The following is a 22,793-nucleotide window of genomic DNA, read 5'->3' as shown; positions in this document are numbered from 1 at the left end:
TGACTACCCGTAACGGGGGCCCGGCAAACGGCGCCGCAACACTTTTGGCTGCCCACTAGCCGGAATCGGTCGGCAATCGGAAGGTGATGTCGACGGTGGTGCCGGTGGCCGCGGCCTCGAGTTCCGTCGCATGGCTGAGCGCTTGGATCAGCGGTAAGCCGCGCCCGCCGTTGACGGGGTTGGCGGCCGGCGTCTTCCACGAACCGTAATCGGTGATCCGGGTGTGTACTTCGCCGTCGTCGAGGCTGGCCTCGACCACCATGGTCCCGGCGACGAATCCCCGGTAGGCGTGCTCGACGCAATTGGTGCAGGCTTCGTTGACGACCAACACGATGTCGGCGGCCAGCTCACCGGTGATGTGGGCGGCGCGCAGCCAGTCCGCGAGGCGGTGCCGGATGCGAACCAATTGATCTGCGGTGGCGTCACTTTCGATGCGCAGCGGCGTCTGGTGGTGGCGGTAGATCACCATCGCCACGTCGTCGTCGTACCCGCCCTCCGGCGCCAGTTCGCGCAGCATCTCATCGGCGACGGCGTCCAGCGGCAATGGCATCGTCTGCGCCAGAACATCTGCAGCACGGGCGATTCCGTCATCGATCGACTCGTGCTTGCGTTCCACCAGCCCGTCGGTGAACAGCATCAGGGTCGAGCCGGGCGGCAGCACCTGGGTGGTCTGCGGCCGCGGCTCATCGCGGCGGACCGCGAGCGGGACCGAGGCCGCGTCAGTCAATAGAGTCGTCGTCCCGGGCTCGGGCCCGGTGAGCACGGCGGGCATGTGCCCGGCGTTGCTGTACTGCAAGACGCCGGTTTCGGTGTCCAGGATCGCGAGAAAGACGGTGGTGCAGTAGGCATTCGGGATGAGCGAAGCCGCCGAGTCGAGTTGATCGAGCAGCACCGCGGGCTCGGCGCCGTTGATCAACAGCGCTCGCGCGGAACTGCGGAGCTGTCCCATGATGGCGGCGGCCGGCAGGCCGCGACCGACGCAGTCGCCGACGACGATGCCGATGCGGTGATCTCCGATCGGTAGCACGTCATACCAGTCGCCACCGATCTCCAACGGCAACACCGCGGGTTCGTAGCGCACCGTGAAACCCGGCGGCGGTTGGACCGGCGGGAGCATGGCACGCTGCAATGTCAACGACGTCTCGCGCGCGCTCTCGAACTGACGGACGTGCTGCATGGCCAGACTGAGGTGGCTGATCAACACGGTGACCAGCAGGCGGTCTTCGCCGCTGACCCAGCGAGGTGTGCGCAGCTCCAGCCACAGGGCGAGGTCCCCGGTGCCCGAGAGCACCGCGACCAATCCCTGCGCCTTACCCGGATGACCGGGCGACTCAACGGTTTTCGCCGTCAACGGTAGTTGCTGACGCGCGTCGGCGAAGGTGTGACGCAACCACGGATCCAGCTTCCGCCACGACGTTTCCCGGGGTTCGCCCGCGGAGTGGACCGCGGGGTCGCCGTCGCCGCCGGGCCACATCACCGCGACCACGCGTTGTGCGTCGATTGCCGCGCGGCATTCGTCGAGCGTGATCGACAGCAGCTCGTCCACGCTCTTGGCCACCGCTACCGCGGTGGCCAGACGCAACACCGCGCTCTCGCGCGCGGCGAAGGCGCGTTCCGCGGTGATGTCTCGAACGGTCCCGACGTAGGCGTCGCGGTCGCTGCCGGATTCCTTGACCGCGTTGATGCTCACCTTCACCCAGGCGAGATGCCCGTCGCCGTGGCGGATCGGCGTTTCGTAGTCGGCCCTGCCGTGGTTGAGCACCAGGCCTATCTGCTCGGCCGCGGTCTTGGTGTCGACCAGCCACGGGTGCGGCCACCGATAGGGCAAACCCTCGTTGGGAAACCCGATGATGTCGATGAAGGCGCTGTTCATTTCGATCACGGAGCCCTCGTGGTCTGCGACGAAAAACCCCTCCTGCAGCGAATTCACCAGTGCGTTGCGGAATTTGTCGCGGTCGGCCAGCCCCTCGGCGCGAGCCCGCTGTTCCGCGTAGCGCTTGTTGCCGTCGATGAAGCCGCGCATGGCAACGTCAAGGGGAACCAGCAGCTGCAGCAGGAATTCCAGCGCGATCGGCCCATCTATGCGCACGTCTTTGGCGATCTCGAAAACCAGCCGGACGTGGTTCTCGACGATTTCGAGCAGGCTGACTTGATCCTGCAGGGCCGTGCGACCGAGCTCGTAGCCGATCGCCAGACTGGCCTCGTCGCGGGTGTCCAAGTAGGCGCGCAACGCGGCGGCGTACTGGGCGTGGAAGCTGTACGTGGAGATGTGGTCGCTCATGTCGAGGCCCCCCTGTGACGTGCGGTCAGCACCATCGCATCGTCGGATTCCTTGGCGTGCTTGCCGAGAAGTTCCTCGGCGATGGCCGCAGCGGGGGCCGCGAAGTCGATGTGGTCCAGGCAATCTTCGGCGATTCCATCGGTTCTCATCACGAGTAGGTCGCCGGGGCGAATCGAAACTACCTGCGCGGGCCTGATTTCGGGTATGCGGTAGCCGACGATGCCCGCGGTGAGGCGTGTGCTGGAGCGGATGGTGATTCCGGTCGGTGCCTTGGCCACCAGATCGGCAGAGACGTTGCCGACACCGGTCCACGTCAGCGTGTTGGCGGCAAAATCCAACCGCGCCAACGTCATTGCGACTCCACGGGTGCCGGTCAACACTCGGTGGCAGAGCTGAATCAAAACCTCGATCCGCTCGGAACGGGCGCGGTGGACCGCATCGATGGCGCGCAGCGCGGCCTCCGCGGCGGCAGGCCCGTGGCCGAGGCCGTCCAATACGCCGAACAGCGCCGCCCGCCCGTCGATGTCGACGGCGATACCACGATCGCCGGAGGTGTACTCGCTGGGCAATGGGCGGCCCGCCCTCGCCCACTCGATGGGTCCGAACCGGCCGCTTTCATGCACGGGGTGGGACCCATTTCCACATTTCGATCACGGTGCCCTGACCGACCGTGGATTCGACCACCAACCGGTCCATCAGCCGGCGCGCGCCCGGTAGCCCCATCCCCAGTCCGCGGCCGGTCGAATATCCGTCTTCCATCGCGCGTTCGATGTCGACGATCCCGGGCCCCTGATCCTCCGCGCGCACCACCAGCGCCTTGCGGCCTTCCCGGTCGGCCACCCCGACCCGGACCGAGCCGCGGCCGGCGTAGCTGGTGATATTGCGGGCGATTTCCGAGATCGCCGTGGCGATCATCGTGACGTCGGTCAGCGAGAATCCCAAGTCAAGGGCGAGCTGGTGTCCCGCCTTGCGGGCGTCGACGATGTCGTCGGGATTGTCGATGGCGACGACGATATCAGCCGCCACCATCGCGCCCGATCGTCGGTTTCCGCTGTGTCAGTTGACGATTCAGCAGGGACAGGCCCTCTTCGAGGTCCAGAGCGGTGTTCATGTCGTCGAAGGCCAGACCGAGCTGGACCATCGCGAAGGCCACCTCCGGCTGCAGGCCGACGATCACCGTGTCGGCGCCGCGCAGCCGGGTCATGTGCGCGATCGTGCGCAGCGACCGGGCCGCGAAGGAATCCATGACGTCGATCGCGGTGACGTCGACGATGATGCCCTGCGCGCGGAACCGGCTGACGCGCTCCATCAGGTCGTAGCGCAGCCGTTCGGCGTCGGAGTCGGACAGCGCGGCCTGCACCGAGGCGATGAGGATCGAACCCTGCTTCAGGATCGGTACTGGCATGCGGCGCTCGCGTTCCTAACTGTCACCCGGTCTGCTCGCCGGTACGAGTCACCTCGTAACCCAGCAGTCGCTCGGCTTCCTCGATACCGCCCTGCAGGTCACCGACCGCGTTCATCTTCGACAGGTCCAGGCCGATCGTCACCAGCGTCAGCGCAATTTCGGAGGACAGGCCGGTGATGATCACGCTGGCGCCCATCAACCCCGACGCGTCGACGGTCTGCACCAGGTGGTTGGCCACCGTCGAGTCGATGGTCGGTACACCGGTGATGTCGATGACCACCACCTTCGCGCGGTTCGCGCGGATGGCGCGCAGTAGCTGTTCGGTGACCTGGCGGGCGCGCTGGCTGTCCAGCACGCCGATGATCGGCAGGATCAGCAACTGCTCACGCACCTGCAGCACCGGGGTGGAGAGTTCCCGGATCGCCTCCTGCTGCTGGCGGATGATGCGCTCACGTTCCTGCACGAAGCTGACGGCCACGGTGTTGGCGATCCGGTTGGCGGCCGGTTCGTAGGCGTCCAGCACCCGGTTGAGCATCTCGAACTCGGCCTGGTACTTCTCGAACAGCGAGCGCGCCAGCACGTCGCGGAGCAGCAGGACGATGCCGACGACCTCGTCGGTTTCCACGCCCCGCGGGATGATGCGTTCGGACAGGTCGCGGGCGTAGGCCTGCAGCGCCTCGACGCTACCGGTCTCGAGCACCTCGACGTAGTTGTCGTAGACGGCCGTCGCTTCGGAGAAGAGTTCCTCGGGGGTCATCGCGGTGAGCAGCTCGGCCTCGGTGATGCGGCGGGCCCATTCCTCCCTCAGGACGGTCCGATTGCGCCGCAGGTGCTGGACGAGCTGGGGCAACAGCCCCTCGCTGGAAATGCCGACGACTTGCGCTGTGGTGCCGGTACTGTTGAAATCCGACGGCGAATCTGACATCTGGCCTCCCGAATGACCGGTCACGCCCTGCGGTCTGCAGTTCCTTTTTGCGAGACTAGCCTGGGTTGTCGCGGGGCACGTGTAGAGGGCATATTCTTCTCGCAGTTCGTAACGCAGGCTAGGGTTGAACCACGCTTAGGCACCCAAGGCCCAGGACAAAGGATTGCCATTGTCAGCTCCTGATTCGATTACCACGTTGGTTGAGGACCACGACGGCGTTTCCGTGGTCAGTGTCAGCGGCGAAATCGATTTGGTCACGGCTCCTGCGCTGGAACAGGCCATCGGCGCGGTCGTCGCGGAAAGTCCCACCGCATTGGTCATCGATCTCTCGGCGGTGGAGTTCCTCGGTTCGGTCGGGCTGAAGATCCTGGCCGCGACGTACGAGAAGCTGGGCAAGGACACCGGGTTCGGCGTGGTCGCGCGCGGCCCGGCCACCCGGCGGCCGATTCATTTGACCGGTCTGGACAAGACCTTCCCGCTGTATCCGACGCTCGATGACGCGCTGACCGCGGTGCGGGACGGCAAACTCAACGGCTAGCCACCGGGCCGCCGCGCGCCATGGGTGTCGATCATCCGGAAGACGATCAGCGATGGGACCGCAGCCAGCGCGGTGAAACCGAAATCGAACGGCTGGACCGCAATTGGAACAGCCTGCTGCAGGAGCTGCGCGTGGTGCAGACCGGCGTCCAGCTGCTCACCGGGTTCTTGTTGACACTGCCGTTCCAGCAGCGCTTCGACGTTCTCACCGGGCCGATGCGGATCGTGTATTTGGCGACGGTGGGTTGTTCGGTGGGCGCAACGGTGCTGCTGATCGCCCCGGTCGCCATTCACCGGCTGCTGTTCAGGCGGCACCGCCTCCAGGCGCTGGTGTCGGCCGCGCACCGGTGTGCCTACGCCGGGCTGGCGTTGCTGGGCGCGGCGCTGACCGGGGTGACGGTCATCATCTTTGTCGCGGTGGCCGGGGCGACGGTGGGGTTCATCGCCGGAGCGTGCGCACTGGGGCTGTTTGCCATCTTCTGGTGGGCGTTACCCCTGTCGCTGCGCACGCATGGAATGTAGTCAGCCGCCGGACGCCAGCTCGGCGATCCGGGTGGTTTCCAGGTGGTCGAGCAGGTCTTGCGGGTCGGCGAAGATCGGGTCGGCCCCGGCCTCCTGCAGCTCCGCGCGGGCGATGCCGCCGCTGAGCAGCCCGATGCACGGCACGTGCGCGCCCGTCGCGGCATGCGCGTCCCATACCGCGTCGCCAACGAACACGGCGTGCCCGGCATCCACCCGGGCCCGGTCCAGCGCGACCCGCACGATGCCCGGCTCGGGTTTGGCGGTGTCGACGTCGCGCGACGACGTCGTCTCGGAGATCACGTCATCGCAATCGAGCACCTTGCGCAAGATCTCCAACTCGTCCTCGGGCGCCGAACTGGCGAGCACGACCTGCAATCCCAGCTCGGCGACGCGGCGCAGCAACGCGCGCGCTCCGGGCAACGGTTCCAGCAGCGCGGTGATCTCGCGGTAGTACCGGCTGTGCTTGTCGCTGAGGCGCTCCTGCACGTCATCCGGCGCGTCATCTGACAGCGTCCGCACCAGCCTCGAGCCGTCCATGCCGATGCAGCGGTGGATCTGCCACGACGCCACCACGATGCCTTCGTCCTCGAACGCGCGCTGCCACGCGTGGACGTGCAGGTAGTTGGAATCCACCAGGGTTCCGTCGACGTCGAACAGAACGGCGGGTGCGCCGCCGGCGTCCGGTCGCAACGTCATGTGGCGGGCATACCCATGCCGGGGCGCGCTGACACCAGCCAGCCGCCAGGCCTGGCGGAGAACCGCGAAACCGCAGCGGCTTTCGGCTCCCCTTCCGTGCCAATAGCGCTGGCGCTCAGCGGTTCTCGCGGGTGCCGCCCGGTCGGTGAGGCCCGATCCGCGGAGCAGACCTCCTGGCGCGGGAACGGAAGCGTAGCGCGGCCGAAATTTCTTTCCCCGGATTGGTGTAGGGCGTGCGTGAACGGGGTACTGCCTGCGCCACGGGTGAGTACAGGAAAGTGCGTCAGCCCGTTTGAGAGCAGGGAGGAACTCCGATGGCGACCACCACTGACTACGACGCACGCCGTGTATCCGACAACGACACCCAGGACAAGTCCTCGCTGCGCGAGCTGGCACCGACCCTGCACGGGACCGGCACCACCGTGGTCGACGAAGACCCCAATGATGTGCACTTCTTCGAGCTGCCCGGCGCCGACCTGTCCTCAGAGGAGCTGACGGTGACCGTGATCCCCCAGCGCTCCGACGAGTTCACCTGCTCGAGCTGCTTTTTGGTGCAGCACCGCAGCCGGTTGCGTCGCTCCAGCTCCGGCCTCCCGGTCTGCGCCGACTGCGCCTGACGGCCGATAACTTCCCCTTCGGCCGCGCGGCAGCGCTGCCTCGCGCCTGCGCCGAAATGTCAGGGCCTTGAACTAGGTTCACGGACAAGTCTGCGTCGGCGCGAACGGCACGTTGAGGAGTCATGGAGAAGGTTCTCGGGTCGCTCCTCTTGCCGGGGTTAGCTCTCCCTTGGTATTTCACGCAGAAGGCCACCGGCAGCCCGCCGGCGGGATTCCTGGCCGGCCTCGCCGGGCTCGCGCTCGCGGTCGCCGTCCTGTGGTGGCTTTCGGTGCAGCGGGACCGCCATCTGGCCGACGCGCACCGTCGCCGCGACCTCAAATACGCGAAATCCGGACTGCGGGCGATCGATCGAATGTCGGGCACCGAGTTCGAGGAATTCGTCGCCGCGCAGCTGCGCGTCGCCGGCTACGGCGTCACGCCCACGGCGAGCACCGGCGACTACGGCGTGGACCTCATCGCCAAGAAGGACGGCATCCGCATGGCGGTGCAATGCAAAAGGCTGGGCAAGGCCGTCGGCATCGCCGCGGTGCAACAGGTCGTCTCCGGGTCGCGCCATCACGGCTGCAATCGGACGGTCGTGGTGACCAACCAGACGTTCACCAAGGCGGCACGGCAGTTGGCCAACACCCACCAATGCCGTCTGGTAGCGCGCACGCAACTGCAGAACTGGACGCGGGTGGCGCCCATCCCTGCGCGAGACCCTCGCCGCGCGCCCGGCGTCACGCCGGGCAGCGGCGCCGGAAATCGGTAGAACCCGCGAGATACCCTGGCTCGCAGAGGATTCGATGGCGCCGATGCGTTCGCCTCAGCGCCGCGTTGCGTCCTCGATGACCCGGCGCGCGATATCGCGCAACGGGGTGTTCATGCTCTGCGACAGTTTGATCAGCGTGTTGAACGCCGTGTGGTCATCGAGGTCATAGCGCTCCATCAGGATGCCTTTGGCCTGCCCGATCTTGTCGCGGGTGCTCAGGGCTTCCCTGAACTGTTGGGTGCGCACGACGTTGCTCCACGCCAGGGCGCCCAGCGTGGCGAAGACGGCGGCCACCCGGCGAGAGTCGTCGGAAAACGCGTGCGGGCGTTCGGCATAGAAGTTCAGCGCTCCCATGCTGAGCTCGTCGGCGTACATCGGCAACGACAGGACGCTGCGAACCGGCGTGTGCGCGAGCGCGTCGGCCTGATACTTCGGCCAACGCGAGTCGGTACCGAGGTCGTTGATGATGACGACCTTGCGGGTCCACGCGGCGTGCACGCACGGCCCCTCGAGGTGGCGTTGCTGGAACTCGTCGAGCAACCTGGCGCAGTCGTCGGTGACCGAGGGGGTGCTGACCTCGTTGTGCCGGCTGGTGACGGTGATCCCCGCCTCCTGCGCCCCGGGCACCCAACGCGCCGCAGCCCTGGTCAGCTCATCGAGCACCTGAGGGAAGTCGGCCGCGTCCGCCGAATAGATGTCGCGCAGAACGTCGGTGAGCAGGGTGAAATCGTCAAAATTGGTCAATGAATATCGCCTTCGTGCGTCGAGACCGGTTACAGGCAAAATCCCGCGCCGTTCCAGCAGCCTGCGGTCTCGCGAGGCGATCATGTGTCAGTTATGACGGCGACGAATGTCAATGCTGTCTGCTCAGCATTACGGTGAGATGCACTATATCGGCCGGGTTTTGGGCGATTGCGCCCGACACCGGCCCGGGCAGATGATCCGGCCCGGCGATGACCCGCAGGGCAGCGGATGAGCGATACCTGACTGGTCGGGGTGGCGGGATTCGAACCCACGGCCTCTTCGTCCCGAACGAAGCGCGCTACCAAGCTGCGCCACACCCCGCCTGAAGCTCCGACAGCCTATCGCACCGGGCCATCGGCTGGCCAAACCGCGGTGCGCCACGTCACTTCCACGAGCACGAACGCTCGAATTCCAGCAGCGCCGCGGCCGGGCCCGTCGGGTCCAGTCCCTGCGCCGCGACCCAGTCGTCGCTGAAGTAGGTGTCGCGGTAACGGTCGCCGCTGTCGGCGAGCAGCGTCACCACCGAACCGCTGCGGCCCTCGGCGACCATCTCGGCGAGCAGGCCGAACGCGCCCCACACGTTGGTGCCCGTGGAAGGCCCCACCCGACGCCCCAAAACCGCGCTGACATGGCGAGCGGCCGCGACCGAGGCCGCGTCCGGGACGGCCACCATGCGGTCGACCACGCCGGGGAGAAACGATGGCTCTACCCGCGGGCGCCCGATGCCCTCGATCCGCGACGAGCCGGGCATCACTACGTCGTTTAGGTCGTCCCGCCCGTGGGCGTAGGCGGGGAAGAAGGCGGAGTTCTCGGGGTCGACGACGCACAACCGGGTGGCGTGGCGCCGATACCGGATGTAGCGCCCGATCGTGGCGCTGGTTCCGCCGGTGCCGGCGCCGACCACGATCCATTCCGGAATGGGAAAGCGTTCCTCGCGCATCTGCTCGAAGATCGACTCGGCGATGTTGTTGTTGCCCCGCCAGTCGGTGGCGCGTTCGGCGTTGGTGAACTGGTCGAGGTAGTGCCCGCCGGTTTCGCGGGCGACGTGCTCGGCCTCCGCGTACACCTCGCTGGCACTCTGCACGAAATGGCAACGGCCGCCGTGGCCTTCGATCAGCGCCACCTTCGACGCGCTCGTCGCCGCGGGCATCACCGCGACGAACGGCAAGCCCAGCAGGGCCGCGAAATAGGCCTCCGACACCGCCGTCGACCCCGACGACGCCTCGACCACGGTGGTGCCCTCGTCGATCCAGCCGTTGCACAGCGCGTAGAGAAACAGCGAGCGGGCCAACCGGTGCTTGAGACTGCCGGTGATGTGTGTCGTCTCGTCCTTGAGGTACAGCGCGATGTCGGCGCTGGTGCCCCACGCCGATGGCAGCGGATAGCGCAGCAGGTGGGTGTCGGCGCTGCGACGGGCGTCGGCGTGGATCAACCGGATCGCTTCGTCTGTCCAGCAGCGTGATCGGCTGCGGACCGCGATCCGGCTCCCGTCGGTCAACGCACCGAAGCTGTTGGCTGCGAACGGCTCAGGTCACTGGCCGCGTCGCGGTCGCCCATCGGGGTGGCGATCAACGTCAGCATGGTCGCCTCCGGCCGACAGCAGAACCGCACCGGCGCGAACGGTGAGGTTCCCATCCCCGCGGAGACGTGCAACTGCATGTGCGCGCCCCACCGCGACGGCCCCTTCGCGCGCGAGCGGTCCAGGCCGCAGTTGGTCACCAGGGCGCCGTAGAACGGCAGGCAGACCTGGCCGCCGTGGGTGTGCCCGGCCATTACCAGTTGATAGCCGTCGGCGGCGAAGCGGTCCAGCACCCGGGGCTCCGGGGAATGCGTCAGCCCCAGCCGCAGGTTCGCCGCCGGACTGGCCGGCCCCGCGACGGTGTCGTAGCGGTCCCGGTCGAGGTGCGGATCGTCCACGCCCGCGGCCGCGACGTGCAGCCCCGCCACCTCGAACTCGCGCCGAGTGTGGGTGAGGTCGAGCCAGCCGCGTTCGGTGAACGCCGCACGCAGGTCCTGCCAGGGCAGCGGCTCGCCGCGCACCCGGTGCGACGGGTTGGTCACGTAGTTGATCGGGTTCTTCAGGCGCGGCCCGAAGTAGTCGTTGCTGCCGAACACGAAGACCCCCGGGCGCGAGAGCAAGTCACCCAGGGCCTGGACGACCGCGGGGACGGCCTTCGGGTGGGCCAGGTTGTCGCCGGTGTTGACCACCAGGTCCGGCTCCCAGCCGGCCAGCTCTCGCAGCCACGCTTGTTTGCGCCGCTGGCCCGGCGTCATGTGGAGGTCACTGATGTGCAGCACGCGCAGCGGGGTGGAGCCCGGGCTCAGTACCGGCATCGTGATCTCGCGCAGGACGAAGGCGTTGCGCTCGATGATCGCGGCATAGCCGAGGCCGGCGACGGTCGACGCGAGCGTGGCGGCGCCGGCACGCATCAGGACGGGCACGGCTCGGCGACGATGCGGGCCGCGAGGCGGCCCGGGGAGGAGCCGGGCAATCGGGACTTGAGCATCAGCCATGGTGGCAGCCTACTGCCGGTCGCGGACCGGCAGCGTATCTCGTGCGTCACGCCTCGCCGTAGGACGATGCGGCCGCGAAGCGGGGCTTACGGGGGCGGCGCGCCGGGCGGGGCCGGCGGTGGCGGCGCCATCAGGGGGATGGTGATCGGCGGCAGCCCCGGGATCTCGACGACCTGCGAGCCGACCGGCACCGGCGCCCCCTCGGGCGGTGGCGGCGGGGCGGGCGGAATGCCGTTGCTGACCTGAATGGTGATGATCGAGCCCGGAATCGTTGCGCCGCTTGGTGTCGTGCCGACCACCTCGCCCTGCTTTGCGCTGCTGTTGACGAAGTTGTTCTGGTCGGCGACCTGGAAGCCCGCCTCCTTGATGCGCTGGCGCGCCGCGTCGATGTCCAGGCCCGCCACACTCGGCACCCGCGACCCGGGTGAACCGTCGACGTAGCGCGGGTCCGTGGGCGGCAGCTGCACCGGCCCGAAGTTGGTGGCGATCGGCTTCATCGCGGTGAACCACGTGCGCGCGGGCTCGTTACCGCCGTACAGGTCGCCCTCGCCGCAGTGCCGCAACGGGGACGAACACAAATCCGTGGGGTTCGTGGAGTCGTCGTAGATGTAGTTGGCCGCCGCGTAGTGGTTGGTGAAGCCGACGAAGCCCGACGAACGGTGGGCTTCGGTGGTGCCCGTCTTGCCGGACATCGGCAGATCCCAGCCCGCCGCGCCGGCCGAGCCGGCCGCCGTCCCACCGCCCAACGCGTCCTTGCTCATCGCGTTGGCCAGGGTGTTGGCCAGACCCTCGGGGACGACCTGATCGCAGGTCTCGGTCGTCACCGCGACCTCATTGCCCTTGCGGTCGACCAGCTTGTCGATCGGGTTCGGCGGGCACCAGGTGCCGCCCGAGGCGAGCGTGGCCGCGACGTTGGACAGTTCCAGTGCGTTCACCTCGATCGGGCCCAGGGTGAACGAGCCGATGTTCTGCCGCTTGACGAAGTCGGCCAGGCTCTCGTTGCTGTCGGGGTTGTAGTCGCGGGCGGTGCCCGGATCGGCGTAGGACCGCAACCCGAGTTTGATCGCCATGTCTACCGTGCGCGTCACGCCGACCTGCTGGATCAGCTTGGCGAAGGCGGTGTTCGGCGACGTGGCCAACGCGTCGGTCACGTTCATCGACCCGCGGTAGTTACCGGCGTTGACCACGCACCAGTTGTCCTTCGGGCAGCCCTTGGCCCCGCCGCTACCCATGCCTTTCGCCTGGAATCGGCCCGGCACCTCGAGGGTGGCGTTGATGCCCATCCCCATGTCCAGGGCCGCGGCCGTGGTGAAGATCTTGAAGACCGATCCGGCGCCGTCGCCGACCAGGGAGAAGGGCTGCGGACGCATGGTTTGACCGGCGTCCACGTCCAGCCCGTAGGTGCGGTTGCTGGCCATCGCCATCACCTTGTGCGATGTCTTGCCGGGCTGGATCACGCTCATCACGCTCGAGATGCCCGGCAGCGTGGAGCTGGCGAACTTGTCGATGGCCGACTTGACCGGGAGCTGCACGTCCGGGTCCAGCGTCGTCTTGATCAGATAGCCGCCCCGGGCCACCTGCTCCTTACTGATCCCGGCCCGGGAGAGGTACTCCTGCACGTAGTCGCAGAAGAACGCCCGATCGCCCGCCGCGATGCAGCCACGGGGCAGCTCGTTGGGCTGCGGCAGGATGCCCAGCGGCGCGGCCTTGGCGGCCTGCAGCGCCTCGGCTTCCTGCGGGATGTTTTCGATCATGGTGTCCAGCACCAGGTTTCGCCGGGCGAGAGCGCCCTCGGGGTTGGTGTACGGGTTGAGCGCGCTGGTCGATTGCACCATGCCGGCCAGCAGCGCCGCCTGCTGCCAGTTCAAGTCGGCGGCGTTGATGCCGAAGTAGGTCTGGGCGGCGTCCTGCACCCCGAACGAGTTGTTGCCGAACGAAACCAGGTTCAGGTAGCGGGTCAGGATCTCGGGCTTGGTGAAGGTCTTGTCCAGTGTCAGCGCCATCCGGATCTCGCGCAGCTTGCGCGCCGGCGTGGTTTCCACCGCCGCACGCTTCTCCGCGTCGGTCTTCGCGGTGACCAGCAACTGGTAGTTCTTGATGTACTGCTGCTCGATGGTCGAACCCCCGCGGGTGTCCACGTCACCGCGCGCGTAACCCGCCAGCCCGGTCAGGGTGCCCTTCCAGTCCACCCCGTTGTGGTCGGCGAACCGCTTGTCCTCGATGGAGACGATCGCCAGCTTCATCGTGTTGGCGATCTTGTCGCTGGGCACCTCGAACCGGCGTTGCGAATACAGCCACGCGATCGTGTTGCCCTTGGTGTCGACCATCGTCGTCACCGCCGGTACCTCGCCCTCGAGCAGCTGCGCGGAGCCGTTGGCGACCACTTCCGACGCCCGATTGGACACCAGTCCTATGCCACCGGCGACGGGAAACAGGAGGGCGGTGGCGACGACACTGGCCAACAAACAGAACCCCGCGAGCTTCAAAATCGTGAGCGCGGCCGGGGGGCGGTCTGACATGGGTACTACAGTAGCGGCCCCCAGTCACGCCGCCACGCTGCAACTTCAGGCAAAAATTTCGGTGCCCGCGCGCCCCGGGCGCGCGTCGAAAATTTGCGGTTGCGTCACAGGTCAGACGGGTAGCCCAGTGTGCAAGATCACTTCGCCGGCCGATTTTTTGTACGAGACGGCACGCTCGTCCCAAAAAAAGCGTTATCGGACTGTTGCGCAATTGGCACCTGACCACCTAACTTAGACACACGGTGAGATTCAGGTAACACCGATGTACATGGTGAGGCGTAGATCGCAGGGTTGGATCTGCACCCAAGGAGGGCGGCCGTGACGGGCGGCCGGTAGGGAAAGGGAACGTTCGTGTCACCAATACGGCCGGCGGCGCGTAGGACAAACATTGCAGCCGCACAAGGTGTACTCCGCAGTGTCGATGCTGAAGAACGAATCGCTTGGGTCTCGAAGGCGCTGTGTCGCACCACCGATCCCGACGAACTGTTTGTCCGCGGGGCGGCTCAGCGCAAGGCGGCAGTGATCTGCCGGCACTGCCCGGTGATGCAGGAGTGCGCGGCAGACGCGCTGGACAACAAGGTCGAGTTCGGGGTGTGGGGCGGGATGACCGAGCGGCAACGCCGCGCGCTGCTCAAGCAGCACCCCGAGGTGGTGTCCTGGGCGGACTTCTTCGACAAGAGCAGAAGCCGCACCGCGGGCTGACCCGGCGCCGCAGCGCTGACGGCTCAACCCGCTATTGGGATGCGCCTTGAGCGGCGTGGCCGGACGGGTCGGTTCCTCAGCGGGCCGCTGCCCGGCCCGCATCGTCACCGACCGAAGTGATCTGGTCGGCGAGTGCCCGCAGCGCTTCCAGATCCGAAACGTCAAACGGCAGCGACGGGACGCCGACGACCGGGACGTGCGGATTGGCTCCGGTGAATCGGGACAGCAATCGGACTTCCCGCTTGGCGGTCTGCGCGCGGTCGGCATGAATCCGCAATACGGCCGCGGCCAGCGACGCGGCGTCGGAATCGCCCTCCTGTTCCAGCATCTCGGTGGCGTCGATCGCCCGCTCGGCCGGCAGGGAGCACAACGTTGGATGCGTGCGGTTCAAGACCAGCCCGGCCAGCGGCATCCCTTCCTGCGATAGCCGGTCGACGAAGAAGGACGCCTCGCGCAACGCGTCGGGCTCGGCCGCCGACACCACAACGAATTGCGTGCCACGCCTTTTCAGCAGCGCATACGTGCGATCCGCCTTCTCCCGGAAGCCACCGAAGGTGGCGTCCAGCGACTGCACGAACGCCGCGGCGTCGCCGAGCATCTGTGAACCCAGGATCGTCGACATCGCCTTCATGGCCAAACCCATTGCGCCGGTGACCAACCGGCCGATGCCACGGCCCGGTGCGAGCAGTAGACGCCACAATCGGCTGTCCATGAAGCTGCCCAGTCGCTTCGGCGCGTCCAGGAAGTCGAGCGCGTTGCGCGACGGCGGGGTGTCGACGACCACCAGGTCCCAGCGATCCTCGGCCAGCAGCTGACCCAGCTTCTCCATCGCCATGTATTCCTGCGTGCCCGCAAGCGAACTGGCGACGGTCTGATAGAACTGGTTGTCCAGAATCGCTTGTGCGCGACCGGGTCCGGAGTACTGGACCACCATTTCGTCGAAGGTGCGCCGCATGTCGAGCATCATCGCGTGCAGCTCGCCGGCAACCTCTGCCGCAAGCGGGACGCGCTGCGGCGTGTTGCCGAGGTCGTTGACCCCCAGCGCCTGCGCCAGCCGCTTGGCCGGGTCGATCGTCAACACGCAGACGTTGCGGCCGTATTCGGCGGCGCGCAGAGCGATCGCGGCAGCGGTGGTGGTCTTGCCCACGCCGCCCGCACCGCAGCACACCACCACCCGGTTGGATGTGTCGGCCAGGATAGCGGCCATATCAAGCGGTTTCGGTGTGGTGCTCATTGAACTCCCTGCTGTGCAAGCGATTCCGACAGTTCGTAAAGGCTACCCAGGTCGACGCCGTCAGAGATCGCGGGAAGTTGTAGCCGTGGCACCTTCAACGCGTCGAGCTGTTGGGCGATCTCGGAGCGCGTGGCGATCACCGTGGCATGCTCGATGGTCTCGGTCAGCAGCCCGGCGAAGTCGTTGTCGTTCAACGTGATTCCAGACTTTTCCAGTCCGGCCCGCACCGAGTCGGCGTCCACGTCGCCCTCGGCGGCCTTCGCCAGATCCGCCTGCTGCAGGTAGGACGGAATGTTGCGGTTCACGATCACGCTGCCGATCGGCAGCTGCATGTCGGCGAGCTCCTCGATGGCTTCGAGTGTCTCTTGGACCGGCAGCGCCTCCAGCAGGGTGACCAGGTGGATGGCGGTCTGCTCGGAGTGCAGCAGCTTCACCACGCCGTCGGCCTGCGAGTGCACCGGGCCGCCCTTGGCCAGATCGGAGACGGCCTTGGTGACATCCAGGAAGCGTGCGATACGTCCCGTCGGAGGGGCGTCGACGACGATCGCGTCGTAAACCGGGAGCCGGTTCTTGTCGTCGCGGATCACCGTCTCTTTGATCTTTCCGGTGAGCAGCACGTCGCGCAGGCCGGGTGCGATGGTCGTCGCGAATTCGATCGCGCCGATGCGGCGCATCGCGCGGCCCGCGATGCCCAGGTTGTAGAACATGTCGAGGTATTCCAGGAACGCGGCCTCGATGTCGATCGCCAGGGCGTTGACCTGACCGCCGCGCTCGGCGGTCGCGATCTTCACCTCCTGATACGGCAGGGGAGGGACGTCGAAGAGTTGCGCAATCCCTTGGCGGCCCTCGACTTCCACGAGCAGGACCTTGCGGCCCCCGGCGGCCAGCGTCAGCGCCAGCGCCGCCGCGATCGTCGACTTGCCCGTACCGCCTTTGCCGGTCACGAAATGTAAGCGGGCCTTGGTCAAGCGCGCCGGCCAGCCGACGGCGCTACCGCCGCTCGATGTGGTTGCCACCTTCGCATGCTAGCTGTACTGACCTGAGAGGTTAGGTACGCGGGTCGCGGGTGGTTGGCCGCCGAGTGCTGTGTGGCCGCGGTGGTGATTGTAGGTGTGTAGCCATCGGGGGAATTCGTCGCAACGTTCGGCGTCGCTGGTGTAGAGCCGGGCATAGGCCCACTCATCGGCCAGGGTGCGGTGAAAGCGTTCCACCTTGCCGTTGGTTTGTGGCCGGTATGGCCGGGTCCGGCGATGCTCGATGTCAACGAGCGCCTCACGGAATGCGTGGGAGCGATAGCAGGACCCGTTGTCGGTCAACACGTTTCGCACGGTGATTCCGCGCTGTTGGAACCATGTGTTAGCTCGTGACCAAAACTGGGCGGCGGTCTCCTTGCGTTCATCGGCGAGCAGTTCGCTGTAGGCCAGTCGCGAGTGTGCATCGATGGCGGTGTGCACGAAGTGGTAGCCCCGCCGTCCGTCGCGGTCCATAGCTGATTTGCCGCTGCTTTTGTCAGCGCGAGAATGGCGTCGGCCCGCTGATCGGCCCAGCAAGCGCCACCCACCGCCGGCAGGGATCCTGCCCAACTTCTTGACATCGACATGGACCAGCTCGCCGGGCCGGGCCGACTCCATCCGGCGTACCACCCGCCCGGTGGGACGGTCCAGCCAACGCAGTTTGGCCAGCCCGTAGCGGGTGAGCACCCGATGCACCGTGGAGGGGTGCAACCCCAGCAGATAGCCGATGCGGGCCGGGCCCCAGCGCCGTATCGTGCGGACTTTGATGATGCGCCGCTCGGTACGGGTCGGGGTCTGATGCGGGCTGCGATGGGGTCGTGAACTGCGGTCGACCATCCCCGCATCACCAAGCTCGCGGTAACGACCGGCCCAGCGAGCCGCCGTGGTCACCGAGACCTGGAAGCGTTCAGCAGCTCGCCGCAAAGTCCAGCCATCATCGACAACACAACGGGCCAAGCGCAGGCGTCCGGTTTCAGACAAAGGGGCATTACGGTGGGACACGAAGACCTCCGAGGTGATGAGTGCGTTCCTAGACAGCTCGCACTTCACTCGGAGGTCTTCGTCATGTCACCACGCCACGCCGTCACCAACGTCCGTGGTCAGTACAGCTAGCCCGGCCGGGCTAGCCGAAGCGGTTCACCTCCGACCGATAAGCTCGCCGCATGAGCCAACCGACCGCCTGGGAGTACGTCACCGTCCCGTTGCTGACGCACGCCACCAAACAGATCCTCGACCAGTGGGGGGCCGACGGCTGGGAGCTGGTGTCCGTACTGAACGGCCCGACCGGCGAACAGCACGTCGCTTACCTCAAACGCCCCAAGTAGAGATGAGCGCCCAGCCGTCCTGGAAGGCCCGACTCGGGGAACTGGGCCTCGCGCTGCCCGAAGTGGTTGCGCCGCTGGCCTCCTACGTGCCGGCGGTACGCACGGGCGATCTGGTCTACACCGCGGGCCAACTGCCGATGCACGCCGGAAAGCTGGCGGGCACCGGGAAGCTCGGCGCACAGGTCACCCCGGACGAGGGCAAGGCGCTGGCGCGGATCTGCGCGCTCAACGCGCTGGCGGCGGTCGACTCCCTGGTGGGCATCGATTCGGTGACCCGGGTGGTAAAGGTGGTCGGGTTCGTCGCCTCGGTGCCCGGTTTCAACGGCCAGCCGAGCGTCATCAACGGGGCCTCCGACCTGCTCGCCGAGGTGTTCGGCGATCGGGGCGCGCACGCGCGTTCGGCGGTCGGCGTCTCCGAGCTGCCACTGGACGCGCCGGTGGAAGTGGAGCTGATCGTCGAGGTCGGCTGAGGGCCGTGACCGAGGTTGCCGAGTCGCTGAGCCACCCCGCATACGGCAGGTTGCGGGCGGTCACCGACACGGTCTCGGTCCTGTTGGCCGACAACCCGGGCCTGATGACGCTGGAGGGCACCAACACGTGGGTGCTGCGCGGCCCGCGGAGCGACGAGCTGGTCATCGTGGATCCCGGGCCCGACGACGACGAGCACATCGCGCGGGTCGCCGCGCTGGGCCGCATCAGTTTGGTGCTGATCAGTCACCGGCACGGCGACCACACCGACGGCATCGACAAGCTCGTCGAGCGCACCGGCGCGACGGTCCGGTCGGCGGGCAGCGGCTTTCTGCGCGGGCTTGGCGGCGAGCTGGTCGACGGCGAGGTGATCGATGCGGCAGGCCTCAAGATCAAAGTCATGGCGACCCCCGGTCACACCGCCGATTCGCTGTCCTTCGTGCTCGACGATGCCGTGCTGACCGCCGACACGGTCCTGGGACGCGGCACCACCGTCATGGACTCCGAAGACGGCAACCTCACCGACTATCTGGAATCGCTGCACCGGCTGCGCGGGCTGGGCCACCGCACGGTGCTGCCCGGGCACGGGCCGGACCTGCCCGACCTGGACGCCGTCACGCGGGGATACATCGCGCACCGGCATGAGCGACTCGAGCAGGTGCGATCCGCGCTGCGCGAGCTCGGCGAGGACGCGGGTGCGCGCCAGATCGTCGAGCACGTCTACGTCGACGTCGACGAGAAGCTGTGGGATGCCGCCGAATGGTCGGTGCAGGTACAGCTGAATCACCTGCGCGGCTAGCGCGAGCTCGCCCGGCCAGCGTTCGCGAGCGTAACGGCATTGCGAAAGTGAGCGCCGGAAATCGCAGCCACGTTACGTTCGCGGGCCAAAGGGCGCGCGCTTACCTCGCTCGGCGTTGGATTCTCGCTCGGTCGCGCCCGCGCTTCGCGCGCGCTTACCTCGCTCGGCGCGCGAGCCGCTCGGAGTCCGAGATCAACACGCTCTTGCCCTCGAGGCGAATCCAGCCGCGGTGGGCGAAATCGGCCAGGGCCTTATTCACCGTTTCCCGGGAAGCCCCCACCAGCTGGGCGATCTCCTCCTGCGTCAGGTCGTGGGTGACCCGCATGGCGCCGCCCTCTTGGGTGCCGAAACGCTGAGCGAGCTGCAGCAGCTGCTTGGCCACCCGACCGGGCACGTCGGTGAAGATGAGATCGGCAAGGTTGTTGTTGGTGCGGCGCAGCCGTCGGGCCAGCACGCGCAGCAACTGCTCGGCGATCTCGGGGCGATCGGCGATCCACGCCCGCAGGGCGTCGCGGTCCATCGACACCGCACGCACCTCGGTGATGGTGGTGGCGCTGGACGTCCGCGGACCCGGGTCGAAGATCGATAACTCACCGAACATGTCCGACGGGCCCATGATCGTCAGCAGGTTCTCGCGTCCATCGGGCGAGCGGCGACCGATCTTCACTTTCCCCGCGACGATGATGTAGAGCCGATCCCCCGGTTCCCCCTCGGCGAAGACTGTGTGTCCGCGGGGGAAGTCGACGGGTTGCAGCTGCTTGGTCAGTGCTGTGACCGCGCCGGGCTCAACCCCTTGGAAGATTCCTGCCCTTGCCAGGATCTCGTCCACGTTGCCTCTTCAACTTTCCCAGAAAATTAGTGTGATACGGGCAGGCTGATCCCTTGCTCGCGTGACGAGTCTAGAGGAACGCCATTGTGTCTAACGTGCCAACGCTACACACGATTGGCGTGTCGAGGTGCCCTAAATTGCGGATTGACGTGCGAATGGCCGTGGATCCGCGTCGGCAGCGTCATCTCATCGCGGTCAACGAAGCCGATCGCAAACGACGGCGCGGCGTGGCGCGGCCCGGCGTTGCGCCCCGTCGAAACGGGGCCGGGCAGTTGCTCGAGCTCGCGTCGATGCAGGTATTCGAGCGCCTCGGGCATGCCCTCGGAGGCCAGCGTGTGCATATCGACGCCCCCCGCGCGCTCGAGGAATTCGTCGACATCGGCCACCGCCAGGGGATCATGGGTGAGCTCGGATTCGAGCCGCCCCAGACCTAGCGCCGCCAGCATCAGCAGCGCCGGAACCCCGGCTACCAGCAACCATGACACACGAAGAGTAAACATGGCCTTGCATCAACACGAGGTCTCGGCGAGATCACGAAATCAGTACTCTGTCGTAGGTGACAGTGGCAAAGTCGTCCGGGCGCTCGAAATCAACGCCGGCCCAGCCCGGCGACGACGAGGCGCGGCGCTGGTCGCAGGAATCCCGAGTCGCCTTGGTACGACGGGCGCGCCGCATGAATCGTGCGCTGGCACAAGCGTTTCCGGACGCGCACTGCGAGCTGGACTTCACCACGCCGCTGGAGCTGACGGTCGCCACCATCCTGTCCGCGCAGAGCACCGACAAGCGGGTCAATCTGACGACGCCTGCGCTGTTCAAGCGGTATCCGTCCGCGCTGGATTACGCCCAGGCCGACCGCGCCGAACTGGAAACCCTGATCCGCCCGACCGGCTTTTTCCGTAACAAGGCGTCCTCGCTGATCGGCCTCGGCCAGGCGCTGGTGGAACGGTTCGACGGCGAGGTGCCGTCGAGCATCGGCGAGCTGGTCAGCCTGCCCGGTGTGGGACGCAAGACCGCAAACGTGATCCTGGGGAACGCGTTCGGGGTCCCCGGCATCACCGTGGATACGCATTTCGCGCGGCTGGTGCACCGGTGGCGCTGGACCGCGGACAAGGACCCGGTCAAAATCGAACACTCCGTCGGCGAGCTCATCGAGCGCAGTGAGTGGACCATGCTGAGCCACCGGGTGATCTTCCACGGCCGCCGGGTGTGCCACGCGCGCAAACCCGCATGCGGCGTCTGCCTGATCGCCAAGGATTGCCCGTCCTTCGGCCTGGGGCCCACCGAGGCGCCGTTGGCCGCGCCGCTGGTGAAGGGCCCGGAAACCGAGCACCTGCTCGCGCTGGCCGGGCTGTAGCCCGCGGCGGAACCGACTCGCACGGGGACCGCATGCCGATCTGGAGGCCGACGCTCACCCGGAAGGCTCGCTGGCACATCGCGATTCTGGCGGTGGTGGTGGCGCTGATCGCGGCGCTGGTGGCGCAGCTGCGCGACCAGCCCGCCCCGCCGGGGGGCGGTCGTGGCGACCAGACAGCCGCGGACCGGGAACACCGCGACGCCGATACCCCCGCGGCGCTGGCGGGCCCGCGGCAACGGGCCGGACTGCCGCCGTGTCCCGGCGCCGGAAGCGGTCCCGGCCCCGAGGCGCTGCGCGGTGTGACGGCCGAGTGCGCCGCCGACGGGTCGGTTGTCGATGTGGCGAGCGCGGTGGCCGGGCGCCGGGTGGTCCTCAACTTTTGGGCGTATTGGTGCGCGCCGTGCGCCGCCGAATTGCCCGCGATGGCCGAGTATCAACGACGGGCCGGTTCGGACGTGACGGTGGTGACGGTGCATCAGGACGAGAACGAGACCGCCGCCCTGCTGCGGCTGGCCGAGCTCGGCGTTCGGCTGCCGACCCTGCAGGACGGTCGTCGCCGGGTCGCGGCCGCGCTGCGGGTGGTAAATGTGATGCCCGCGACGGTGGTTCTGCGGCCGGACGGTAGCGTTGCGCAGACGCTGCCGCGAGCCTTCACCACTGCCGACGAGATCGCGGCGGCGATCGGAACCGACAGGGGATAAGCGGAAAAATTGAACCGACTGGAGGGGCCGTGAGTGCTGGGGGTTCGCCCCTGCGGAATGGGGACCCCGCTCCCGCGCGCGGGACCGTTCCGCTGACGCCTGACGCCTGCCCACCCTGGCTGCGTCCGCTGGTCGACAGTGTCGACGACATCCCCGATGCCGCCCGGCGCCGGCTGCCCGCCGACGTGCTGGCGATGATCACCACCAAGGCCGCGTCGGCGGTCACCGCCCTGCGCGGAGGTGCCCGCGAAGCCGCTGTCCTGGTGCTGTTCTCCGGCCCGCAATCCGGATCGCCCGGCGGCGGCCCGCCCGACGACGCCGACCTGTTGGTCACCGTGCGGGCGTCGACCTTGCGCCACCACGCCGGCCAGGCGGCGTTCCCCGGCGGCGCCGCCGACCCCACCGACGACGGCCCGGTGGCCACCGCGCTGCGCGAGGCTCACGAGGAAACCGGCATCGACGTCAGCAGGCTTCATCCCCTGGCCACCATGGAACGGATGTTCATCGCGCCCTCGCAGTTTCACGTCGTTCCGGTGTTGGCGTACTCGCCGGATCCCGGCTCGGTCGCCGTCGTCAACGAGGCCGAGACGGCGATCGTGGCGCGAGTTCCGGTGCGCGCCTTCATCAATCCGGAAAACCGGTTGATGGTGTACCGCGGCGACCTCGGCCGCCGGTGGGCCGGGCCGGCGTTTCTGCTCAACGAGATGCTGGTCTGGGGATTCACCGGCCAGGTGATCTCCGCACTGCTCGACGTCGCCGGCTGGGCGCGGCCGTGGGACACCGCCGACGAGCGGGAGTTGGACGCGGCGATGGCGCTGGTCGGTGAACGGGGTGAGCCGCCGCGATGAACATGAAC

General features: G+C 67.5%; 26 protein-coding genes and 1 tRNA gene. 11 read left to right on the top strand and 16 right to left on the bottom strand.

Annotation, left to right across the window (positions count from 1 at the left end; all coding sequences use genetic code 11):
- Positions 1–55: 55 nt before the first annotated feature.
- Genes ACZ50Z_RS18510 through ACZ50Z_RS18490 form a run of 5 tightly spaced genes read right to left on the bottom strand, consistent with a single transcriptional unit; the run spans position 56 to position 4,611 of the window.
- Complete coding sequence (locus tag ACZ50Z_RS18510) at positions 56–2,281, bottom strand: SpoIIE family protein phosphatase (RefSeq protein ID WP_464484840.1); 2,226 nt, start codon at positions 2,279–2,281, stop codon at positions 56–58.
- A complete protein-coding gene (locus ACZ50Z_RS18505; RefSeq protein ID WP_464484839.1) occupies positions 2,278–2,904 on the bottom strand; it encodes a SpoIIE family protein phosphatase in 627 nt (208 codons plus the stop codon). The genes ACZ50Z_RS18510 and ACZ50Z_RS18505 overlap by 4 nt, the downstream gene beginning before the upstream one ends.
- Positions 2,897–3,307, bottom strand: coding sequence for an anti-sigma regulatory factor (locus ACZ50Z_RS18500; RefSeq protein ID WP_464486305.1), 411 nt, complete (start codon positions 3,305–3,307; stop codon positions 2,897–2,899). The genes ACZ50Z_RS18505 and ACZ50Z_RS18500 overlap by 8 nt, the downstream gene beginning before the upstream one ends.
- Complete coding sequence (locus ACZ50Z_RS18495; protein WP_464484838.1) at positions 3,297–3,686, bottom strand: STAS domain-containing protein; 390 nt, start codon at positions 3,684–3,686, stop codon at positions 3,297–3,299. Before ACZ50Z_RS18495 ends, ACZ50Z_RS18500 begins: the two co-directional genes overlap by 11 nt.
- A gap of 22 nt (positions 3,687–3,708) precedes the next feature.
- A complete protein-coding gene (locus tag ACZ50Z_RS18490) occupies positions 3,709–4,611 on the bottom strand; it encodes an STAS domain-containing protein (RefSeq protein WP_464484837.1) in 903 nt (300 codons plus the stop codon).
- Between the two features lie 169 nt (positions 4,612–4,780).
- Between ACZ50Z_RS18490 and ACZ50Z_RS18485 the strand changes: the two genes are divergently transcribed.
- Both ACZ50Z_RS18485 and ACZ50Z_RS18480 read left to right on the top strand, forming a co-directional pair.
- On the top strand, positions 4,781–5,149 hold the full coding sequence (locus tag ACZ50Z_RS18485) for an STAS domain-containing protein (protein WP_008263316.1): 369 nt from the start codon (positions 4,781–4,783) through the stop codon (positions 5,147–5,149).
- A gap of 20 nt (positions 5,150–5,169) precedes the next feature.
- A complete protein-coding gene (locus tag ACZ50Z_RS18480) occupies positions 5,170–5,670 on the top strand; it encodes a DUF6328 family protein (RefSeq protein ID WP_464484836.1) in 501 nt (166 codons plus the stop codon).
- Here ACZ50Z_RS18480 and ACZ50Z_RS18475 read toward each other — a convergent pair whose 3' ends face one another.
- Positions 5,671–6,366, bottom strand: coding sequence for an HAD family hydrolase (locus tag ACZ50Z_RS18475; protein ID WP_464484835.1), 696 nt, complete (start codon positions 6,364–6,366; stop codon positions 5,671–5,673). It abuts the gene before it with no gap.
- 314 nt (positions 6,367–6,680) lie between these two features.
- Here ACZ50Z_RS18475 and ACZ50Z_RS18470 point away from each other — a divergent pair, with 314 nt between their 5' ends.
- A complete protein-coding gene (locus ACZ50Z_RS18470) occupies positions 6,681–6,983 on the top strand; it encodes a DUF4193 domain-containing protein (protein WP_464484834.1) in 303 nt (100 codons plus the stop codon).
- 122 nt (positions 6,984–7,105) lie between these two features.
- Positions 7,106–7,735 carry a restriction endonuclease gene (locus ACZ50Z_RS18465; protein WP_464484833.1) on the top strand — a complete coding sequence of 210 codons (630 nt, stop codon included), beginning with the start codon at positions 7,106–7,108 and terminating at the stop codon, positions 7,733–7,735.
- A gap of 54 nt (positions 7,736–7,789) precedes the next feature.
- Here ACZ50Z_RS18465 and ACZ50Z_RS18460 read toward each other — a convergent pair whose 3' ends face one another.
- From ACZ50Z_RS18460 to ponA2, 5 genes are all read right to left on the bottom strand, one after another.
- Positions 7,790–8,479, bottom strand: coding sequence for a GAF and ANTAR domain-containing protein (locus ACZ50Z_RS18460; protein WP_464484832.1), 690 nt, complete (start codon positions 8,477–8,479; stop codon positions 7,790–7,792).
- A gap of 244 nt (positions 8,480–8,723) precedes the next feature.
- Positions 8,724–8,800: transfer RNA gene (locus ACZ50Z_RS18455), tRNA-Pro, on the bottom strand.
- 61 nt (positions 8,801–8,861) lie between these two features.
- The gene (gene cds1 / locus ACZ50Z_RS18450; protein ID WP_464484831.1) at positions 8,862–9,977 is read right to left on the bottom strand and encodes an L-cysteine desulfhydrase Cds1; all 1,116 of its coding nucleotides are present in this window, start codon (positions 9,975–9,977) and stop codon (positions 8,862–8,864) included.
- The gene (locus ACZ50Z_RS18445; RefSeq protein ID WP_464486304.1) at positions 9,974–10,909 is read right to left on the bottom strand and encodes a metallophosphoesterase; all 936 of its coding nucleotides are present in this window, start codon (positions 10,907–10,909) and stop codon (positions 9,974–9,976) included. Before ACZ50Z_RS18445 ends, cds1 begins: the two co-directional genes overlap by 4 nt.
- A gap of 170 nt (positions 10,910–11,079) precedes the next feature.
- Complete coding sequence (ponA2, locus tag ACZ50Z_RS18440) at positions 11,080–13,512, bottom strand: transglycosylase/D,D-transpeptidase PonA2 (protein ID WP_464484830.1); 2,433 nt, start codon at positions 13,510–13,512, stop codon at positions 11,080–11,082.
- A gap of 351 nt (positions 13,513–13,863) precedes the next feature.
- On the opposite strand from ponA2, the gene ACZ50Z_RS18435 reads away from it, so the two are divergent.
- On the top strand, positions 13,864–14,214 hold the full coding sequence (locus tag ACZ50Z_RS18435; protein ID WP_008263340.1) for a WhiB family transcriptional regulator: 351 nt from the start codon (positions 13,864–13,866) through the stop codon (positions 14,212–14,214).
- 76 nt (positions 14,215–14,290) lie between these two features.
- On the opposite strand, the gene bagB is transcribed toward ACZ50Z_RS18435, so the two are convergent.
- Genes bagB through ACZ50Z_RS18420 form a run of 3 tightly spaced genes read right to left on the bottom strand, consistent with a single transcriptional unit; the run spans position 14,291 to position 17,463 of the window.
- Complete coding sequence (bagB, locus tag ACZ50Z_RS18430) at positions 14,291–15,448, bottom strand: ATPase BagB (RefSeq protein WP_464484829.1); 1,158 nt, start codon at positions 15,446–15,448, stop codon at positions 14,291–14,293.
- Entirely contained in the window at positions 15,445–16,464 is a 1,020-nt protein-coding gene (bagA, locus tag ACZ50Z_RS18425) for an ATPase BagA (protein ID WP_464484828.1), read from the bottom strand. The genes bagB and bagA overlap by 4 nt, the downstream gene beginning before the upstream one ends.
- A 9-nt stretch (positions 16,465–16,473) precedes the next feature.
- On the bottom strand, positions 16,474–17,463 hold the full coding sequence (locus ACZ50Z_RS18420) for an IS481 family transposase (protein ID WP_464484411.1): 990 nt from the start codon (positions 17,461–17,463) through the stop codon (positions 16,474–16,476).
- Positions 17,464–17,624: 161 nt separating this feature from the next.
- Between ACZ50Z_RS18420 and ACZ50Z_RS18415 the strand changes: the two genes are divergently transcribed.
- Genes ACZ50Z_RS18415 through ACZ50Z_RS18405 form a run of 3 tightly spaced genes read left to right on the top strand, consistent with a single transcriptional unit; the run spans position 17,625 to position 19,053 of the window.
- Positions 17,625–17,786: a DUF4177 domain-containing protein gene (locus ACZ50Z_RS18415; RefSeq protein ID WP_008263345.1), complete on the top strand. Its 162-nt coding sequence runs from the start codon at positions 17,625–17,627 to the stop codon at positions 17,784–17,786.
- A 2-nt stretch (positions 17,787–17,788) separates the two neighbouring features.
- Positions 17,789–18,256: a RidA family protein gene (locus ACZ50Z_RS18410; RefSeq protein WP_464484827.1), complete on the top strand. Its 468-nt coding sequence runs from the start codon at positions 17,789–17,791 to the stop codon at positions 18,254–18,256.
- A 5-nt stretch (positions 18,257–18,261) separates the two neighbouring features.
- Positions 18,262–19,053, top strand: coding sequence for an MBL fold metallo-hydrolase (locus ACZ50Z_RS18405; RefSeq protein WP_464484826.1), 792 nt, complete (start codon positions 18,262–18,264; stop codon positions 19,051–19,053).
- 154 nt (positions 19,054–19,207) lie between these two features.
- Here ACZ50Z_RS18405 and crp read toward each other — a convergent pair whose 3' ends face one another.
- Together crp and ACZ50Z_RS18395 are read right to left on the bottom strand one after the other, a co-directional pair.
- Positions 19,208–19,882 (bottom strand): cAMP-activated global transcriptional regulator CRP, encoded by a 675-nt coding sequence (gene crp / locus ACZ50Z_RS18400; RefSeq protein ID WP_007772229.1) that lies wholly within the window; start codon positions 19,880–19,882, stop codon positions 19,208–19,210.
- Positions 19,883–19,986: 104 nt separating this feature from the next.
- Positions 19,987–20,382, bottom strand: a complete 396-nt coding sequence (locus ACZ50Z_RS18395; RefSeq protein ID WP_464484825.1) for a hypothetical protein — start codon at positions 20,380–20,382, stop codon at positions 19,987–19,989.
- Between the two features lie 173 nt (positions 20,383–20,555).
- Here ACZ50Z_RS18395 and nth point away from each other — a divergent pair, with 173 nt between their 5' ends.
- Genes nth through ACZ50Z_RS18380 form a run of 3 tightly spaced genes read left to right on the top strand, consistent with a single transcriptional unit; the run spans position 20,556 to position 22,785 of the window.
- Positions 20,556–21,236, top strand: coding sequence for an endonuclease III (gene nth, locus ACZ50Z_RS18390; RefSeq protein ID WP_464486303.1), 681 nt, complete (start codon positions 20,556–20,558; stop codon positions 21,234–21,236).
- A 32-nt stretch (positions 21,237–21,268) separates the two neighbouring features.
- Positions 21,269–21,937, top strand: coding sequence for a TlpA family protein disulfide reductase (locus ACZ50Z_RS18385; protein ID WP_464484824.1), 669 nt, complete (start codon positions 21,269–21,271; stop codon positions 21,935–21,937).
- 29 nt (positions 21,938–21,966) lie between these two features.
- Positions 21,967–22,785, top strand: coding sequence for an NUDIX hydrolase (locus ACZ50Z_RS18380; RefSeq protein WP_464484823.1), 819 nt, complete (start codon positions 21,967–21,969; stop codon positions 22,783–22,785).
- Positions 22,786–22,793: the final 8 nt, after the last annotated feature.

The organism is Mycobacterium sp. NTMscope_MAC_269 (assembly GCF_976985695.1).
The sequence above is the reverse complement of the archived record's forward strand: the minus strand, read 5'-3'. Positions and strand labels throughout refer to the sequence as shown.